The 16,436-nt window shown below is 47.0% G+C and carries 15 protein-coding genes, 1 tRNA gene and 1 pseudogene; 10 read left to right on the forward strand and 7 right to left on the reverse strand.

Annotation, left to right across the window (positions count from 1 at the left end):
• Positions 1 to 120: 120 nt before the first annotated feature.
• A complete protein-coding gene (locus Q7W83_RS05030; protein WP_473655753.1) occupies positions 121 to 309 on the reverse strand; it encodes a hypothetical protein in 189 nt (62 codons plus the stop codon).
• Positions 310 to 524: 215 nt separating this feature from the next.
• Positions 525 to 950: pseudogene (locus tag Q7W83_RS05035) on the reverse strand (integrase arm-type DNA-binding domain-containing protein); the annotation flags it as partial.
• A 337-nt stretch (positions 951 to 1,287) separates the two neighbouring features.
• Here Q7W83_RS05035 and Q7W83_RS05040 point away from each other — a divergent pair.
• The 3 genes from Q7W83_RS05040 to Q7W83_RS05050 all read left to right on the forward strand — a co-directional run bounded on the left by Q7W83_RS05040 (position 1,288) and on the right by Q7W83_RS05050 (position 5,425).
• Positions 1,288 to 2,607 carry a tyrosine-type recombinase/integrase gene (locus tag Q7W83_RS05040; RefSeq protein WP_252143447.1) on the forward strand — a complete coding sequence of 440 codons (1,320 nt, stop codon included), beginning with the start codon at positions 1,288 to 1,290 and terminating at the stop codon, positions 2,605 to 2,607.
• Positions 2,608 to 2,897: 290 nt separating this feature from the next.
• The gene (mobC, locus tag Q7W83_RS05045) at positions 2,898 to 3,272 is read left to right on the forward strand and encodes a plasmid mobilization relaxosome protein MobC (RefSeq protein WP_252143446.1); all 375 of its coding nucleotides are present in this window, start codon (positions 2,898 to 2,900) and stop codon (positions 3,270 to 3,272) included.
• A gap of 11 nt (positions 3,273 to 3,283) precedes the next feature.
• On the forward strand, positions 3,284 to 5,425 hold the full coding sequence (locus Q7W83_RS05050; RefSeq protein ID WP_252143445.1) for a relaxase/mobilization nuclease domain-containing protein: 2,142 nt from the start codon (positions 3,284 to 3,286) through the stop codon (positions 5,423 to 5,425).
• A gap of 16 nt (positions 5,426 to 5,441) precedes the next feature.
• Here Q7W83_RS05050 and Q7W83_RS05055 read toward each other — a convergent pair whose 3' ends face one another.
• Both Q7W83_RS05055 and Q7W83_RS05060 read right to left on the reverse strand, forming a co-directional pair.
• The gene (locus tag Q7W83_RS05055; RefSeq protein ID WP_252143444.1) at positions 5,442 to 5,666 is read right to left on the reverse strand and encodes a hypothetical protein; all 225 of its coding nucleotides are present in this window, start codon (positions 5,664 to 5,666) and stop codon (positions 5,442 to 5,444) included.
• A gap of 416 nt (positions 5,667 to 6,082) precedes the next feature.
• Positions 6,083 to 7,663 (reverse strand): replication endonuclease, encoded by a 1,581-nt coding sequence (locus Q7W83_RS05060; RefSeq protein ID WP_252143443.1) that lies wholly within the window; start codon positions 7,661 to 7,663, stop codon positions 6,083 to 6,085.
• Between the two features lie 784 nt (positions 7,664 to 8,447).
• On the opposite strand from Q7W83_RS05060, the gene Q7W83_RS05065 reads away from it, so the two are divergent.
• Complete coding sequence (locus tag Q7W83_RS05065; protein WP_130207428.1) at positions 8,448 to 8,948, forward strand: hypothetical protein; 501 nt, start codon at positions 8,448 to 8,450, stop codon at positions 8,946 to 8,948.
• A 67-nt stretch (positions 8,949 to 9,015) separates the two neighbouring features.
• Here Q7W83_RS05065 and Q7W83_RS05070 read toward each other — a convergent pair whose 3' ends face one another.
• The 3 genes from Q7W83_RS05070 to Q7W83_RS05080 all read right to left on the reverse strand — a co-directional run bounded on the left by Q7W83_RS05070 (position 9,016) and on the right by Q7W83_RS05080 (position 10,174).
• The gene (locus Q7W83_RS05070; RefSeq protein WP_130207430.1) at positions 9,016 to 9,465 is read right to left on the reverse strand and encodes a surface-adhesin E family protein; all 450 of its coding nucleotides are present in this window, start codon (positions 9,463 to 9,465) and stop codon (positions 9,016 to 9,018) included.
• Positions 9,466 to 9,479: 14 nt separating this feature from the next.
• A complete protein-coding gene (locus tag Q7W83_RS05075) occupies positions 9,480 to 9,788 on the reverse strand; it encodes a hypothetical protein (protein ID WP_130207432.1) in 309 nt (102 codons plus the stop codon).
• A 301-nt stretch (positions 9,789 to 10,089) separates the two neighbouring features.
• Positions 10,090 to 10,174 (reverse strand) — tRNA-Leu (locus Q7W83_RS05080).
• A 107-nt stretch (positions 10,175 to 10,281) separates the two neighbouring features.
• Here Q7W83_RS05080 and queA point away from each other — a divergent pair.
• The 6 genes from queA (at position 10,282) to Q7W83_RS05110 (ending at position 16,368) form a co-directional block, all read left to right on the forward strand.
• Complete coding sequence (queA, locus tag Q7W83_RS05085; RefSeq protein WP_473655754.1) at positions 10,282 to 11,331, forward strand: tRNA preQ1(34) S-adenosylmethionine ribosyltransferase-isomerase QueA; 1,050 nt, start codon at positions 10,282 to 10,284, stop codon at positions 11,329 to 11,331.
• A gap of 14 nt (positions 11,332 to 11,345) precedes the next feature.
• Positions 11,346 to 12,461, forward strand: a complete 1,116-nt coding sequence (gene tgt, locus Q7W83_RS05090; protein WP_191635033.1) for a tRNA guanosine(34) transglycosylase Tgt — start codon at positions 11,346 to 11,348, stop codon at positions 12,459 to 12,461.
• 43 nt (positions 12,462 to 12,504) lie between these two features.
• Positions 12,505 to 12,843: a preprotein translocase subunit YajC gene (gene yajC / locus Q7W83_RS05095; protein WP_007916913.1), complete on the forward strand. Its 339-nt coding sequence runs from the start codon at positions 12,505 to 12,507 to the stop codon at positions 12,841 to 12,843.
• Between the two features lie 63 nt (positions 12,844 to 12,906).
• Positions 12,907 to 14,775, forward strand: a complete 1,869-nt coding sequence (secD, locus tag Q7W83_RS05100; protein WP_150631949.1) for a protein translocase subunit SecD — start codon at positions 12,907 to 12,909, stop codon at positions 14,773 to 14,775.
• Positions 14,776 to 14,784: 9 nt separating this feature from the next.
• On the forward strand, positions 14,785 to 15,699 hold the full coding sequence (gene secF / locus Q7W83_RS05105) for a protein translocase subunit SecF (RefSeq protein ID WP_150638957.1): 915 nt from the start codon (positions 14,785 to 14,787) through the stop codon (positions 15,697 to 15,699).
• 120 nt (positions 15,700 to 15,819) lie between these two features.
• The gene (locus Q7W83_RS05110; RefSeq protein ID WP_150631951.1) at positions 15,820 to 16,368 is read left to right on the forward strand and encodes a glycine zipper 2TM domain-containing protein; all 549 of its coding nucleotides are present in this window, start codon (positions 15,820 to 15,822) and stop codon (positions 16,366 to 16,368) included.
• The last annotated feature ends 68 nt before the right edge of the window (positions 16,369 to 16,436 follow it).

Below are 16,436 nucleotides of genomic sequence, written 5' to 3' on the forward strand. Positions count from 1 at the left end.
CAACTGCTGCCGCATCGGTGGATGCCCGCCTGAGTCACGCAAGGTGACTTCGGCGGACGCTTACCTTGAATCACCACCGAATCGAACTGCAGCGGAAGCTTGGCGAGCCTCCGCTTGCCGCTATATCCGGCTTTTCAGCTTATTCTCTATTAGTCCTATTTCTGCCCTGATTGCATTGATGGTGAGTTTTTGTGTCGTTGTGCTTTTTCCGATTTTGGTATCCACGATCTTGAGTAGGGCGGTCAGGTGGGCTTTTCTTGCTATAAGCGTTTCGGATACGGATGAGCTGTTTTGTGCTGCTGCATTCATGACTTCGATCCTTGGAGTGACTTAAACAGCCCACGTGCGTGGGCTGTTTCAGGTGATTTAGGTCGTTACATCGCCAGCACATCTTGCACGGTGTGTTGGCGTGCACGCTCTGACAGTTCATTCCAATTCCAGCTACCGAAGTTTTCCCCTTCTTCCGGAATGACCAGTTTGAAAAGCATGACCTGATCGCGGTCAATTAGGCGGTAGGCTGCCCATAGCTTGTCCTTATCGAGGTAAGTGCGGATTTTGTTAAGAGTGGAGGGAGCGAGGCCCTTTTCTTCTTTGGCCTTGAGCCAAGCTTCCGCAGCAGCTCGGAAGGTCCGAGTCCTGGCAGCGTCAATGGCAGCTTTGGCGGAGCGTTTCTGTTCGAGAGGATCGGCGCCGCTGCTAACTACCTTGCGTAATTCGGCTGCTTTGTCCCGTGCCAATGCACCGCTTACTTCCGGGTAGCCCCCGAGCCCCATCCAGGCCCAATTGCCCGCCGGACGTTTGTAGCGGAGCTGCCAGGATTTACCACCATCAGGTTTGACCCTGAAGTAGAGGCCGTTTCCGTCCAGCTCCCTGTATTCCTTTGATTCTGGCTCCAGCCCCGCAAGTGTCGTGTCTGCGAGAGGGCGGCGCTTGATATCTGCGCGCTTCATCCTTGTATCCCAAAGTTCGGTATTTTTCTCAGGATACAAGCAGGGATACAGGGATACAGGGATACAGGGATACAGGGATACAGGGATACAACGGATAAGGGGATACAGAGGTAGATAGCTAGACACAAAAAAACCGGCTCAAGTGGCCGGTTTCTCTGGGTCTGAGAGTCTGGTAGAGACTTTCAGATACTGCTATATGGTGCCCCGAGGGAGACTCGAACTCCCTCAAAAACATCCTAAGACCCAGCAATGCCGCGAGTTTAAAGGCTTTCAATGGCTTTGGGTAGAATTTTTGGGTAGAATTTTGGGTAGAAATGACTAGCCAAGGGCTGCTGCTATGACCGATTTTTTAGTCTTGAAATCTGGCACCTACCACGTCCGTCTTGACGTTCCAGAGGCTGCACGGGAAGCCTTCGCCGGGCGTAAAGTTCTGACTAAAAGTCTCAAAACCGGCAACCGCTCGGAAGCCCACGTTCTTAAATTAAGATGGTTACATCAATGGAAAGCCGAAATTGAAAAAGCCCGTAACGGTGAAATCGGTAATTTCCGTGATGATGTTCTTCAAATAGTTGAAAAGCATCAACGGGCAATAATTCTTGATAAAGTTCAAGGAAAACCCGCCACCAATGAAACAAAAATGGGTTTTGAAGTCATCCAGTATGCACATGACAAAAAGCTGAGTATCGACCTTGTTAATGAGGCGATTGATATAGCGGCAGGTCGCTCAGACTACTCACCCAAAACTCCATTTTTTAAAAGTCGCCTTGATGCTTTCTATAACTATGAATTAAATCAACGGAAAGTTGATTTGAATACCGTGGATAGGCATATTAAGAGAATTAAAGCACTTGATGCGTTTTTAAAGTCCGAAAACCTTCTTTTGGATTATGAAGCAGTTGCTTCATTCTTGATTTCAAAAAATCTCGAACCGAAGACAAAGAAACAATATTTGTTTTCGTTTAATGCCTTCTATAATTTCTTGATTAAAAAAGAACCACCATTCAAAGAACGTTACCCAATCAATCCTTTTAAAAGTCATGAGTTGAGTCAGGTCAGACGTGGAACGCTCAAAGAAGACGAAAGACGAGCATTTACGGCGGACGAGGTTGATACCCTACATAGTAAGGCAGTTGAAAAAGGAAAGCGTCAATTAGCAGATTTGATTGAGATAGCGGCCTACACGGGAGCACGGATTGAAGAAATTTGTCGTTTGAAAACATCGTCAGTTGTTAAAGAGGATGGTGTTGATTGTTTTCATATTACAGAAGGTAAAACACAAGCATCCGTTCGTTTTGTGCCAATCCATCCGGTTCTTATGGAAACGGTCAAACGGCTTGTTAATTCATCGGACGATGGGTATTTGTTGAAGACAAGCAAAGGCGGGAAGTATGAAACTAAATCGAAAGGCTTGGGTAATCAGTTTTCAATCTTCAAGACCGAATTAGGTTTTGATAAAAAATGTGTTTTCCATAGCATTCGAAAAACTGTAATTACTACATTAGAGCGTGCTGACGTTAAGAACCTTGTCATCATCTCTTTGGTTGGTCACAAGGCTGATGGATTGTTACGGATGACTTTCGATAGATATTCGGAAGGCCCAACCCCAGCATCAAAAATGGATGCTGTTAAATACCTACAATATAAATTCTCAGTATAGTTTTTATTGTTGTCGTCAGTTATGAGGCTACCTAATCAGGTGGCCTTTTTAATGCCTGCTATACATTGCTATACGTTGCTATACACTTTCATTTTTTGTTATCTGGCTTATTGAAAGCTATACAACTTGAAAACATTTTAATATGTGTTAGCTTGATATTAGTAGTTTGAATTCTTTATATGCGAGCAATGTAAATGTATAGCAAGTTCACTTCGTTCACTTACTAACATTTACGCTCGATTTTTCGCACTACGTTTGAAAAATGTATAGCAATCAATATGGAGGATTGTATGAGTGATAAAGAAAGAAAAAGTAATCAGTTAAATTTTAGACTTCCAAAAGATGATATTCAGCTACTCGAAACACAAAGAGCAGCACTAAAGATGACACAGGTAAAGTTTATTTCTCACATTATAAATAATGGAGTAAATGAAGTCATAGAAGTAAGTAGTCCAAAGTTAAGAGAGGATATATTCACCATTGAAAAAATATTCAGTCAGATTGGCAATAACCTTAATCAAATAGCAGCAGCGTTGAATTCAGGGAAGCAACCAAGCCAAGACATTTTAGATGTTCTGAGCAAATTAGATAAGAACATGGGCGTATTGACAAATAGACTTGAAGTTTTGAAAAAGGAGAAAATAACAATCAAAGGCGATATATGATAAGGAAAAGATTGAGCACCCAGAAAAGCAGGTCAGGAGTGTATAAGGCTTCTAAATACTTTCACAAAGATGAGGGATGTGTATTGTTCGAAAGCAACATCTACACACCTATGAACTCATCCAAAAGACAAATTGCGAATGCCATTGCAACATCCATCGAAAATGATGTTGCTGTTAGAACAAAGGGCAGAAAGCAATCAGTTAGAAGTCAGCACGATATGGTCAGCTTTCATACCAATGATAACGTTACCCCTGAACAAGCGAAGCAGATAGTAAAAGAACTCTATGAACAAACGCACAATCTTTCAAATAGAAAGTATGCGTTGGGTGTTCACATTGATACAGATGAGGTTCATGTTCATATTGTGTGGGCGTTAAAAGACTTCAATGGCAAGTGTTATAACGTCAGCAATGACTACCGAGTTATTGAAAGAGAATGCGAGAAGCTTGAACAGAAATACAGTCTAATTATTCCAGAGAATCGAATATCAAGAGATATAGATGAGCTTGATAAAAGAAAAGACTTATCACCGAAAGACAAGAAAGATATCATCAGCAAAAAATATAAAGATAAGCATCCGTCATCCAAGGAAAGAATGCTTGATGTTCGAGGCATAATTTCCAACAAACAGCAGATGAAAGATGCGTTAAATACTTACCTTGACAACGCTTCCAGTCCATCCGACTTTATCAACCAGATATCCGAGAATGGTTTTAATGTCATTCACAATGGCAAATCATCTTTCTCCATTCAACATGAAGACCAGATATTCAAAGCATCCGAGCTTGGCCTATCTTACAAAACACTTAAAGCGAAACTAGGTGATGATACTGGCTTTGAGCAGACTTTGAAAAATAAGCACAACGTTAAGAAATACGAAGATTGTTCTATTGCTTCCAATGAAGCAGAACCCGACTACATGAAAAAGATTAAACCGAACTCAGTGCTTGCCACCAAGTTCAAGTTTATTCAGCATAGCGACAAGGTTGAATATTTCTATAATTCAGCCAGCAGCAAGAAATCATTCGAGTATTACAAAGACCCATCCAAAGTTTCATTCCATGATTTATCAAGACAGTCAGCAAAGGCTGGCATTCAAAGGCTCGTTGCTGACGCCAAACCACCACAATCATTCACAGTGAATGGCCCTGATTTCTTTAAGAAAAATATATGGCTTGAATTTCAGTTAATGGGATTGGAAGCCAAAGGGTTCAAGCTTGAAGGTTATAAACCTACCCCAGCAGATTTAGACGAATTGAAGAAAATTCAGGAGCAATATGCTTCGATGAATAAGAAGCCAGAACCTAAACCACAACCAACACCAGAAGCCCCTACGGTGGCCGTAGAAGCTGCCAAACTACTTGAGCCTGTCATGCCTACACCTGTTCAAAAAGCCCCTGAGAAGCCACCAGAGCCTACAAAACAGTTGGGTCAGCAAAAGGTTGCAGCGACCAATGATGACTTGATTGATGAGTTGAATAGTATGTTTAAACCTACCCCACAAGACGCCTTACGTGAGGTATTGAATAAGGTCACACCAGAAATGCTTTGTATGGAACACGGTTCTATTACCTGCCGCAGATGTTTCGGAAATGAATTTGACAATGCACCAGCAGAAAAAAAAGCAGAGTTCAAACAACTCAACACAGAATTATTTGTGGCTTACACTGACCACCCAAACTTGAAAGGTGAGTTTGATGAAATCATCACCGACCACAAACAATTGTTAAAGGATACCCCTATTTATGCGGAATCACTTAATGCGTATCAAGCTCAAAAGACAAGCGAGATTAAAGAAGATTTCAATATCTTCCTTAAAGACATTGAACACAACAACCCCGGATTTGACTTTCTTGATGAGGAAGCCTATGAAGCTAACAAGGAATTTGTAGAGAGACTTAAAGAATTTGATGTTGATGGCTTAGATGAAGCAAGGCAAGAAATTGAACTATATGAAGCAATACAGAAGAAACTTGAAAAGATAGAAAGCCCGGAAATCAGGGAAGAGATACTACAAGAGAAAATAAACGAACGTAATGAGGAAATTGAAGAAGCACAAAAACAGAAGCAGTTAGATAATGACCAAAACAAAAGAACCCGTCGCCGTGGGGTTGGAATGGATTTAAAGCCAAGACGTAAAGAAGATAAATAAAAAGCCCTATGGGCTTTTATTTGTCTTGGGTTTGAAAATTTCTAATTCCCACTTGTAGCGTTACATCTTTGTTGAATCCGTTAACTTTGCTTACATTTAAGTATTCTTTCATACAATCATTTATAAAGCGTGACAACGGAAATTTGTGAGCATTGGCAATGTCTCTAAAATGATTATGTGTTTCAGCGTCGAGTGTGATGGTGCAAACTTTAAGATTTGCTTTTGCTTTTGGTTTTTTCATTAGTGCCCCTTTTTATTTATATATATTTATTAGAGCACAAATTAAAGCGAAGTCAAATAAATACATATTTTTCTTGACAAAGTTCAGGCACAAAAAAACCAGCAATCGCTGGCTGATAGACTATCCGACCGATTACATCTTCAAGCAGTTATCCCAATACTCATACGGAACCTTACTTTGGTCTACTAATGCTTTGAATTCGCCGTCAACGGTATCATAAAATAAATCACACCCACTATTGTTGTGTATGCTTCTAATGTTTTCATACATCCCATCGAGGCCCATTTTTTTAATGAATTTCAAAACTTCTTTTTTTCCGCTAGCCACTCTTATTAATTTCATATTGATTATTCTCCCATGCCTTAGTTACAATATAACATGGCGTTCTAGTAAATCAATAGATAAATATGTATTTATTAGATTGCAGCAGCATCAAGCGATGAAGCGTCGACAATTTTGCACGGGGATTTAATATCAATAACTTCGTTCGTTCCCAAGTCAATTATGTATTTACCTATTAGGCTCTTGCCAAATACATCGCCCAGCAAATCATCTTTCATAATTTGTATTTCATTAAAGACCCGCATTATTTTTAGCTTCCCATTAACAAACATCGAAAAACCTATAAAGTCGTTTCTTTCAACAAACATGAATGCTTTATCAAGAGCTTCATTTTTGCCTTTCAAGAACGATTTTCTTTTCAGCTCTCTCCACAATGAAAGCGTATTCTTAACGCCGAACATTGCGTATCTACGAACAGACCATAAAGCTTGAACGGCTCTCACTTTCTTATGATTTGAGATTTCCAGCTTGTCCATATTTAACACGCCGTCTTTCAGCTCAAAGTCCATGTTGAATGACTTCGTTAGATACTTCATCACGTATGATGTTGCCTTGCTTTTCTTTGTGTCAATTTCTTCAATTCTTACGGCGTTTTCCGAGTGTCTAAAATGCTTGTTAATCAAGATTACTAATTCGTCATAATGCTTCTTATTAACATACATTAAAGCGTGCTTGTGAAAGCATTGGTCTTTGTGTGGTTCAACAGCCCAAAAACCATTCATCTCAATCTTATGTCTATGAATATCTTTTCTAAAAGCATTCCACAGACCTTTTAAGTAATCATTGCTTTCCTTTGGGGTTGAACCGTCCCAAGAGCTAACCCCTTTCGACGGCATTGGGTGAAATCTTGCCGGAGCGGTGAAAGTGATAAAAAGAGGCTTGTAGTCAAGTTTCTTGGCGTAGGTGTCCAATGATGAAACTTGAATATATATCTCGGCAAATCTTTGTTTTTCAGTGCTTACTACTTTTGATAGTGGAATTTTTCTATGGTCTGCATAAACAACGTATTTGCTCAATATGTATTCATATTGTTTTTGCTCGGCAGCTTCTCTATCTTGAACAACTTCATCGCTACAAATCTCAAACGTTCGACCTAAACCAATTAATCCAGAGTGGAGCTTTAAAAGTTCGCTTCTTTGTTTTTGTATTCTTTTTATTTGTGACTTAAGTCTTTTCTCATCAGCAATGTTGATGAGTTTGTCTTTCATAGCTGACCCTTTGATATCCTTGATTTTGATACCATAACCAATATCCCAGTCATTCTTTATATGCGAAAAAATACTCTCGCCGGATTCATCGTTTTTAAGATTTCTTTGCTTTATTATTAGTTGTTCTTGAATTCTCCCGAAAACAAACGCGATATTTTTGACAATATCGTTCAAGTCGCCAGCAAGAGCATATTTATGCTGTATCTTCCAGCATCTATATTCACTGCAAGTGGTAACCCAATTGAACTTATCCTTAATATTCTTTATTTCTTTGGCTAAGCTTGCACGCTTTCTTTTTGATGAGTTATTTAACTTATCTTCAAGATATTCCTTTGTAGTCATCTTTTTTTCGATAGCTTGCTCAAAAACATACTGTCTTTCACATTCTGCAAAGAAAAATTCGGGAGTAAGATTTTTAAGGATTATGCGTTGTGGAATAAATATCATGCAAATTATTATTGTTTGTTACTAATACAAATATCATGCCGTGCGTGATTGTCAAATAAATAAATATTTTTACTTTCTACCCTGAAAAAAACTGAATTTTTTAAAAATCAAAATCGTCCAAAAAAACCTATAAAATCAACTTGCGACACTTATTTAAGAGTTATCCAAGAAGAGCGTAAAAAGCATAAAGCCGCCCTAGCAGGCGAAAAGCTTCTGGGTATTGCGAACAAAGTTCGCATATGAAAATCAAAAGCGTAAAGCTCAAAATTTAATTCCAAATACATTTGGAGCAGCAAAACTTTTAAATATCAAAACTTATGAAACGGCTGTTTTTAGACGATTTACCATCTTATTCGTATGGTAATACCTAGAATTAAAACACGCCGTTTTTAACGTGTTTTTGTTAGTGCCCTAAAAAAGAGCGTTGATTTTTTTGCACGTTTTCATGTCAGTTTTTTGAGTTTTCATTTTCTTGGGTAGCCGTTTTTTGGCTTAAAAACAATGAAATTCGTTGTCAATAGAAAATTGAAAATATATTTATGGTGCAACCTTAATCATCAAATAGAGTTCAACCTTATTCTTTAAATTTCTCAAAATTGAAAATGACCCTCTGAAAATCTGTATGAAGAAACGTCGCTTTCATCTGGTCATTTATCACGCTTGAACAAGTTCAGCCGCTAAAAACGACCTTGACGGGTGTGTGAACCATTCACAGAGCATAGCCATATCTGATACTATTTAACAAAATTATGACGCGATGACCTTAACTCTGGATGATTAATCAATGGCTTTATTTGATTTTTTCAAAAAAAAGAAAACCCAAGAAAAAGAACCCAAAAGATACCCCATAACACCTGAAATGACTGATGGAGTTTCTTTTGTATACTCTTTAATTAAGGACCAATTTTTTTTAATTGAGAAGTCTGGTGTGAAAACGCCGCCGCTTCTTTACAAAGGAGATAATGGGGATTACGAAATTAACCAATGGCTTGCTGGATATATTTCTGGATTTTATGACGCTTTTCTTCAGTCTAAAAATCAGAAATATGACCCCAACGCTCTTGAATTGATTTTCAGCGTATTATACGGCGAGGAAGTCGCGGAAGAAGGTATAAAACAATGCATCGTAGCCATGATGACACTAGGGGACAAAAGCGATAATCTTTTCAAAGTCGCGTTTGAAGAGTTTGACGATGGTCTATATGCAGGAGGGAATAACTTTTTTGATTGGAAAGATAAAAAGATATTTGCTCCATTAGGTATCTATAACAAATATGCTATGTGATTTTCCCTGACGAGTCTATGAAGGATTTTTCACCTGTTATATAGCATGGCCATATGTGTTAGCGGCCCTAGTCCTGCTTACAAAAAAAGGTGTTCAGTCCTTCACCGATAGTATCGGGTATGGTCCTTGTCCACTCTGCACGTTTGTTGGACGTGTGATTTAACGTTTTTCCTGAAAAATCATAATCAATGCTTTCAGTAACCCTAGATGTTCCATTATTACAATTGATCTCGTAAAGGTTCATCGAAATTTCAATTTCACCATCTTTTTCGTTGTCGCAGATGACCCTGTCCATAGGGCTTTTCATAAATAGGTTTCCGCCACAGCTTTTGGGTTGTGGGTATTCGACTTTAAACCAAAGCTCATAGCGACCTTTATCGTGTCTTAGAACACCTTTCGTGAATACCTTCTGGCCGTTAACGCCATCACTAAATTGGTGCCAAGGGTCGTTTGCTACGAACTCTTGGACGTTAGAAGGAGCAGCAGCCGCTACCCCTAGTGGGAGAACGGCAGCCAAGACGAGTGCTAACCTCATTTGGCTAACAGCCCTCCGACTTCTTTCCGCAATTGTTCAACGACCACGTCAAGCATTTGAGGGAAAGTCTCTCCGAAAAATTTCGCCTCAGTCTTAAAGGGGTGGCCCATTGACGCCTTGTTGACGCCGAAGGCTTCACCTTGATCGGTCAATTTCCTGAATGACTTCATCACACCGTTGCCGGTGGTGCTCGCATACTCAAAGCTTTCCGCGTAACCAGCTTTCAGCAGAGCATTCATGATGGTGCTCGCGTCGAATGAGACGCCGTGGTCAGCAATCAAGGCTTTGAGGGATTTTGCTTGCATGTGGCTTTCCTTGCGTGGTGGCGTTTTGCCTAGGCTAATCCTCGCCTGAGCCACACATCTATGCAACCCATGGTTGACCCTTTTACGCACTGCTGCAGAGCCGCAGCACTTCAAGCGGTCTGGATCAGAAAGGATGGCTTAAACGCACAGTCTCTCGCGTGAATGCAAAGCAAGAAGACTACTGCCGGGAGGCAGTTTTTCCCAAGAAAAGGGTATGAGAAGGGTAGATTTTTTGGATAGAAAAAGGGGTAGAAATTTCTTTCTACCCCTTCTCTAAGTCCTTGATTTACAAGGAGAATGTTGGTGCCCCGAGGGAGACTCGAACTCCCACTCCTTTCGAAAACGGATTTTGAATCCGCCGCGTCTACCAATTCCGCCATCAGGGCTCAATGGCGGCGAAGTATAGAGATGAGATTACCGTCGGTCAATCAGGTACATAGAGAATTTTCACTATTTCGGCTAGACTTCCGGCCCCTGCTAGACGAACCCCATCATGCGCGTTGCTGACTTTACTTTCGAACTCCCTGATTCGCTGATTGCTCGCCACCCTTTGGCCGAGCGTCGCAACAGTCGCCTGTTGACCCTGGATGGGGTCAGCGGCGCCCTGGCGCACCGTCAATTCACTGATTTGCTTGAGCATTTGCGCCCGGGCGATTTGATGGTGTTCAACAATACCCGGGTGATTCCGGCTCGGCTGTTTGGCCAGAAGGCTTCCGGCGGCAAGCTGGAAATCCTGGTAGAGCGGGTGCTCGACACTCATCGCGTGCTGGCCCATGTGAGGTCCAGCAAGTCGCCGAAGCCGGGTTCGAAGATCCTGATCGATGGCGGTGGCGAGGCCGAGATGCTGGCGCGTCACGATGCGTTATTCGAGCTGGGGTTTAGCGAGGAGGTGTTGCCGCTGCTCGACCGCGTCGGGCACATGCCGTTGCCTCCTTATATAGACCGCCCGGATGAAGGCTCGGACCGCGAGCGTTATCAGACGGTGTACGCCCAGCGCCTGGGCGCGGTGGCGGCGCCGACGGCGGGGCTGCATTTCGATCAGCCGCTGATGGAGGCGATTGCCGCCAAGGGCGTCGAGACCGCTTTCGTGACCTTGCACGTGGGTGCGGGTACGTTCCAGCCGGTGCGGGTCGAGAAGATCGAAGACCATCACATGCACAGCGAATGGCTGGAAGTCGGCCAGGACGTGGTTGATGCCGTCGCCGCTTGCCGCGCTCGCGGTGGTCGTGTGGTGGCGGTGGGGACCACCAGCGTGCGTTCCCTGGAAAGCGCCGCGCGCGATGGCGTGCTCAAGCCGTTCAGTGGCGACACTGACATCTTTATCTACCCGGGCCGGCCGTTTCATGTGGTCGATGCCCTGGTCACCAACTTTCATTTGCCCGAATCCACGCTGTTGATGCTGGTTTCGGCGTTCGCCGGTTATCCCGAAGCCATGGCCGCCTATAAAGCCGCCGTGGAGCATGAATACCGCTTTTTCAGCTACGGTGATGCGATGTTTATCACCCGTAATCCCGCACCACGTGGCCCTGAGGACAAAGAATGAGTCGCCAAAGTCGTATGTCGTTTGAGTTGCTTGCTACTGACGGCAAGGCTCGTCGCGGTCGTTTGACCTTCCCGCGCGGTACCGTCGAGACCCCGGCGTTCATGCCGGTCGGTACTTACGGCACCGTGAAGGGCATGCTGCCGCGGGATATCGTCGCCACCGGCGCGGAAATCATTCTGGGCAACACCTTCCACTTGTGGCTGCGTCCTGGCACCGAGGTGATCAAGAAGCACGGCGACCTGCACGATTTCATGCAGTGGAAAGGCCCGATTCTTACAGACTCCGGCGGTTTCCAGGTGTTCAGCCTGGGCGCGATGCGCAAGATCAAGGAGGAGGGCGTGACCTTCGCTTCTCCTGTGGACGGCGCCAAAGTGTTCATGGGTCCGGAAGAGTCGATGCAGGTCCAGCGTGACCTGGGCTCGGACATTGTGATGATTTTCGACGAATGCACGCCGTACCCGGCTGACGAAGACGTCGCGCGCATTTCCATGGAGCTGTCGTTGCGTTGGGCCAAGCGTTCGAAAGAAGCCCATGGCGACAACACGGCGGCGCTGTTCGGTATCGTGCAGGGCGGCATGCACCAGGACCTGCGCATGCGTTCGCTGGAAGGCCTCGACCAGATCGGCTTTGATGGTCTGGCCATCGGCGGTCTGTCGGTGGGCGAGCCCAAGCACGAGATGATCAAGGTGCTGGATTACCTGCCGGGCCAGATGCCGGCTGACAAACCTCGTTACCTTATGGGCGTTGGCAAACCGGAAGATCTGGTTGAGGGTGTGCGCCGCGGTGTGGACATGTTCGATTGCGTGATGCCAACCCGTAATGCCCGCAATGGGCATCTGTTCATTGATACCGGCGTGCTGAAGATCCGTAACGCGTTCCATCGCCATGATGATTCGCCGCTCGATCCGACCTGCGATTGCTATACCTGCCAGAACTTCTCCCGCGCTTATCTGCATCATCTGGACAAGTGCGGCGAAATGCTGGGAAGCATGCTCAATACCATCCATAACTTGCGTCATTATCAAGTGCTTATGGCTGGTTTGCGCGAGGCTATTCAACAGGGTACATTGGCCGCCTTTGTCGATGCCTTCTACGCCAAACGCGGGTTACCTGTTCCGCCTTTGGACTGAGTTTTCTGACCCCAAGATTCAACATTTGCAACTGGAGTGCTAAATGAGCTTTTTTATCTCGAATGCCATGGCTGACGCTGCTGCACCGGCCGCTGCCGGCCCAATGGGTGGCGGTTTTGAGTGGATTTTCCTGGTCGGTTTCCTGGTCATCTTCTACCTGATGATCTGGCGTCCACAGGCCAAGCGCGCCAAAGAGCAGAAGAACCTGCTGAGCAGCCTGCAGAAAGGCGACGAAGTTGTGACCACCGGCGGCATCGCCGGCAAGATCACTAAAGTGGCTGATGATTTCGTGGTTCTGGAAGTTTCCGACACCGTCGAAATGAAGTTCCAGAAAGGCGCCATTGCCGCCACGCTGCCAAAAGGCACGCTGAAAGCGATCTAAGTTTCAACTTCTACTCAATCGACGGGGCGCGCAAGGCGCCCCGCGTCATAAGCGGGCGGCGTGATGCTGAACAAATACCCTCTGTGGAAATACATTCTGATCCTGGCGGTGCTGGCGGTCGGTCTGATTTATTCCGCTCCCAATCTATATCCTGATGACCCGGCCATTCAGGTCAGCGGTGCAAGCACTGCGCTGCAAGTCAATCAGGCTGATCTGGATCGTGTGAGCGCTGCGCTCAAGGAATCCGGGATCAACGTCAAGGCAGCCACGCTGGCGGCCAACGGCAAGGGCGGTCTGATTCGTCTGACCAAGGCTGAAGACCAGCTGCCGGCCAAAGACGTCGTGCGCAAGGCATTGGGTGATGACTACGTCGTTGCACTGAACCTGGCACAAACCACCCCGCAATGGTTGCGCAGCCTGGGCGCGCACCCGATGAAGCTGGGTCTGGACTTGTCCGGTGGTGTGCACTTCCTGCTGGAAGTGGACATGGACAAAGCCCTCGACGCACGTTTGAAAGTGTACGAAGGCGATGTAAAGAGCCTGTTGCGTAAAGAGAAACTGCGCTATCGCAGCCTGCCGCAACTCAACGGTGCCATCCAGCTGGGCTTCGCTGATGAAGCTTCCCGCGAACAGGCCCGCGCACTGATCCGCAAGAACTTCAACGATTTCGACATTGTTCCGGCCGACCTCAATGGTCAGGCGGTGCTGCGTCTGGCGATGACCCCGGCCAAGCTGGCGGAAATCCGCGAATACTCCATCAAGCAGAACTTGACCACGGTACGTAACCGCGTCAACGAACTGGGTGTTGCCGAACCGATCGTTCAGCGTCAGGGCGCCAACCGCATCGTGGTTGAGCTGCCGGGCGTGCAGGACACCGCAGAAGCCAAGCGTATCCTCGGCAAGACGGCCAACCTTGAGTTCCGTCTGGCGGCTGAGCCTGGCGCTTCGAAAGCCACTTCCGAGACTTTCGAGTTCCGTGAAGGCAATCGTCCGCCGGCACAGATCGAGCGTGGCCTGATCATCACCGGTGACCAGGTGACTGATGCCAAGGCTGGCTTCGGTGAGCAAGGCACGCCAGAAGTGAACATCCGTCTGGATGGCCACGGTGGCGAACTGATGAGCCGCGCGACGCGCAGCAACGTCGGTCGCAGCATGGCGGTGATCTTCATCGAGCAACGTCCGGTTACCACTTACGTCAAGCAAGTGGTTAACGGCGTCGAGAAAGACGTACCGGTTCAAACCTTCAAGGAAGAGAAGAAGATCATCAGCCTGGCGACCATTCAGTCGCCGCTGGGTGCTCAATTCCGCATCACTGGCCTGAATGGTCAGGGCGAGTCGTCCGAACTGGCGCTGTTGCTGCGTGCCGGTGGTCTGGCTGCACCGATGTACTTCGCTGAAGAGCGCACAATTGGCCCGAGCCTGGGTGCCGACAACATCACCAAAGGTATCGATGCATCGCTGTGGGGCATGCTGTTTGTCTCGCTGTTCATCATCGCCATCTACCGCTTCTTCGGCATCATCGCCACCGTTGCTCTGACGGTGAACATGGTGTTGCTGCTGGCCCTGATGTCGCTGCTGGGTGCAACGCTGACCCTGCCGGGTATCGCCGGTATCGTATTGACCATGGGTATGGCGGTCGACGCCAACGTGCTGATCTTCTCGCGGATTCGTGAAGAGATCGCGGCGGGCATGACCGTACAGCGGGCAATCAACGAAGGCTTCGGCCGGGCATTTACTGCGATTCTCGACGCCAACCTGACAACACTGTTGGTCGGCGGGATTCTCTTTGCGATGGGCACCGGCCCGGTCAAAGGCTTCGCAGTGACCATGTCCCTCGGGATCTTTACCTCGATGTTCACGGCCATCATGGTGACCCGCGCGATGGTCAACCTGATCTTCGGCGGTCGTGACTTCAAGAAGTTGTGGATTTAAGGGGCTGCCATGTTACGTACAATCAACTTCATGGGCGTTCGCAACGTTGCGTTCGGCGTCACATTGTTCCTTACCGTGCTGGCCCTGTTCAGCGTCGCCACCAAGGGCATGAACTGGGGCCTGGACTTCACCGGCGGTACGCTCATCGAGCTGACCTACGAGCGTCCGGCCGATGTCACCAAGGTGCGTGAGCAACTGGCGACTTCGGGTTATCACGAGGCAATCGTGCAGAGCTTCGGTGCGACTACCGATTTGCTGGTGCGCATGCCGGGTGAAGACCCGCAGCTGGGTCATCAAGTGGCGGAAGCGCTGCTGAAAGTCGGCGGCGACAACCCGGCGACGGTCAAGCGTGTCGAGTTCGTCGGCCCGCAGGTCGGTGAAGAGCTGCGCGACCAGGGCGGCCTCGGCATGCTGATGGCGCTGGGCGGCATTCTGATCTACCTGGCGTTCCGCTTTCAGTGGAAGTTTGCGGTCGGTGCGATCGTATCCTTGATCCACGACGTGATCGTGACCATCGGTATCCTGTCGTTCTTCCAGATCACCTTCGACCTGACGGTATTGGCGGCGGTGCTGGCGATCATTGGTTACTCGCTCAACGACACCATCGTGGTATTCGACCGGGTTCGTGAGAACTTCCGGGTGCTGCGCAAGGCTTCGCTGATCGACAACATCAACATCTCGACCACGCAAACCCTGTTGCGGACCATGGCGACGTCGATCTCCACCTTGCTGGCGATCGCGGCACTGCTGTTCTTCGGTGGCGACAACCTGTTCGGCTTCTCCATCGCCCTGTTTATCGGTGTTCTGGCGGGTACTTACTCGTCGATCTACATCGCTAACGTGGTGCTGATCTGGCTGAACCTGAGCAGCGAGGATTTGATTGCTCCTGTAGCCACTGACAAGGAAGTCGACGACCGTCCATAACGGCCATCGCTTTTCCAGCTGTCAGCCGAAAAAGGCGCGAGTTGAACTCGCGCCTTTTTTTGTGCTCCAAGGCTGGGAGAAGCGCGGACATGTTCCGCATGTGATGGTCAGGAGGTTCATGTGAACAAGTCGTTGCTGGTTGGTGCGGTATTGGGTGCTGTCGGTGTGACTGCCGGGGGTGCTGTTGCCACCTACAGCCTGGTTAAAAGCGGCCCTGAGTATGCGCAAGTTCTAGCCGTTGAACCGGTCAAGACACAAATCAAAACGCCACGTGAAGTGTGCAAGGACGTCGCAGTGACCCGGCAGGCGCCGGTGAAAGATCAACACCAGATTGCCGGTACAGTGGTGGGTGCGCTGGCAGGTGGTCTGCTGGGTAACCAGATCGGCGGCGGCACCGGCAAGAAAATTGCCACGGTTGCGGGCGCGGTCGGTGGTGGTTATGCCGGCAACAAGGTCCAGGAAGGCATGCAGGAGCGTGACACCTACACCACGACTCAAACTCGCTGTAACACCGTGAATGACATCAGCGACAAGGTTGTTGGGTACGACGTCCGTTACTCGCTGGACGGCAAGGAGGGCAAGGTGCGGATGGATCGCGATCCGGGCAACCAGATTCCGGTGGATAAAGAAGGTAAGTTGATCCTGTCGCAGAATCAGCAGGGTCAGTAAATCGCTCAGATTTAAAAAGAAGCACCCTTTGGGGTGCTTTTTTTGTGCCCGGAATTCATGCGTCACCA

This window comes from Pseudomonas sp. 300 (assembly GCF_055803035.1).